Genomic DNA, 1,590 nt, shown 5'->3' with positions numbered 1-1,590 from the left:
ATGGTATTTATGTAGCGAGTTTTTTTTGTTGTGTGTTCTACCCCGCCCGATCCAGCTGGACCCTGCCAGACCCCGCCATATTTTGAAAAAATACTACCCCGCCATGTCGTCCATCCGATCATAGACCTAAGGAGGTATCAGGTCTATGAAAAAGCAAATTCGCCAGCGCAGGTGTAAAAACTGCCAAAATTTATTCATGCCCGATTCCCGCCATTTGAAGCGGCAAAGATTCTGTGACAAGCCCGAATGCAAAATTGCCAGCAAAAAACACAGCCAGCAAAAATGGTTGGATAAGCCAAAGAATCGGGATTATTTCTCAGGACCTGAGAATGTGGCTCGTGTTCAGAATTGGCGCCAAAGCAATCCTGGTTACTGGAAGCGAAAAAAGCCCTCAGAAACGCTATCCTTAACTGAAGATGCGTTACAAGAGATAAAAAACGGCAAAAGCATTGCTGGTAAAGGATCTTCGATAGATTTAATCCAAATACCGTTACAAGATTTAATATCTGCCAAAACCCTTGTCTTTATTGGATTTGACACCCTCCTTAACAAAAATGCGTTACAAGAGATTATTGATGCCACGGACGAGGAAACGGTAAAATTGACGCCAGATATTCTAAAAGAACTGACCCAAAAGAAGAGGTGTCAATATGGGCAAACGATTTTCTTCAATGGAACTTTATAAATTACGAAATACAATCCCCATTCATGTGTTAATCGAAACACAACTGGGTATCCCGGCTAAAATCAGTGAAGGGGTTTTCCGTTTTCTGTGTCCCTTGTGCAACGAGTTTCAAACCGCAGTTAATCCCAGAACGAACTTGAGCCGGTGCTTTCGATGCGAAAAGAATTTTAACACCATCGATATGGTAATGATCTGGCGCAACACCGATTTTGTCAGCAGCGTAAAATATCTGCAGGCGATTTTAAACGCAAGGGAATCCGGTCATGGCACCTGATCATCTATTACCAAAAATTTGTCAGCGGTATCTGGATTATTATAATCATCAAGTCCGTGGTCAGCAAAGTGTCAGAGGAATGCAGCGGATACTGACAAGTCTGGATATCTATTTGAAAAAATCATGCGTCCCCCTGAATGAGCTATCCATCCAGAAAGTTGATCAGTTTTTAGCCCTGTACAATACCAATTATTCTATAGGGACCGCTAAGTCGAACCGGTCATATCTGAGGCAGTTTTTGAGGCATCTTTATTTGAACAAATATCTCAAAAAAGATCTGGCTCCTTTGATAGTAAGCCCTCCGGAGTTCGGACAACTAAAACCAATCAAATTTTTACGCGCTCATGAAGTTCAAAAGCTGTTTGACAGCCTGGATCTGTCAACAGCAAAAGATCTTCGCACAAATGCCGCCATACACCTGGCGTATTACCTGGGATTGAGACCCAAAGAAATCAGGTTGCTAACCCTGGATGACATCTCATTTAGACAGAAAGAGATTTTTATCCATTCAAGAAAAAATTGCAATCCTGCCCATCTTCCCCTTCCCGACAACATCATCAAAGCGATCACTGCCTATATTGTGGGCGGGAGACCTGAAACTCAATCCCGAGTTCTATTTTTACAGTTGACA

The 1,590-nt window shown here is 42.4% G+C and carries 3 protein-coding genes; all 3 read left to right on the top strand.

All coding sequences use genetic code 11. From position 1 onward, the window contains the following. The first annotated feature begins 145 nt into the window (after nucleotides 1–145). Nucleotides 146–685 carry a hypothetical protein gene (locus tag B147_RS30230; RefSeq protein WP_020586970.1) on the top strand — a complete coding sequence of 180 codons (540 nt, stop codon included), beginning with the start codon at nucleotides 146–148 and terminating at the stop codon, nucleotides 683–685. Next, on the top strand, nucleotides 651–959 hold the full coding sequence (locus B147_RS0109465; protein WP_033397150.1) for a CHC2 zinc finger domain-containing protein: 309 nt from the start codon (nucleotides 651–653) through the stop codon (nucleotides 957–959). The genes B147_RS30230 and B147_RS0109465 overlap by 35 nt, the downstream gene beginning before the upstream one ends. After that, a partial coding sequence (locus tag B147_RS0109460; RefSeq protein WP_020586968.1) for a tyrosine-type recombinase/integrase occupies nucleotides 949–1,590 on the top strand: 642 nt, incomplete at its 3' end. The genes B147_RS0109465 and B147_RS0109460, both read left to right, overlap by 11 nt.

The organism is Desulfobacter curvatus DSM 3379 (assembly GCF_000373985.1).
GTDB classification, from domain to species: Bacteria; Desulfobacterota; Desulfobacteria; order Desulfobacterales; family Desulfobacteraceae; genus Desulfobacter; species Desulfobacter curvatus.
This window is presented reverse-complemented; position numbering and strand designations above follow the sequence as displayed.

What these genes read in the sequence shown, in the direction of transcription:
- B147_RS30230 (WP_020586970.1), top strand. Translation starts at nt 146, where the DNA reads ATGAAAAAGCAAATTCGCCAGCGCAGGTGTAAAAACTGCCAAAATTTA.
- B147_RS0109465 (WP_033397150.1), top strand. Translation starts at nt 651, where the DNA reads ATGGGCAAACGATTTTCTTCAATGGAACTTTATAAATTACGAAATACA.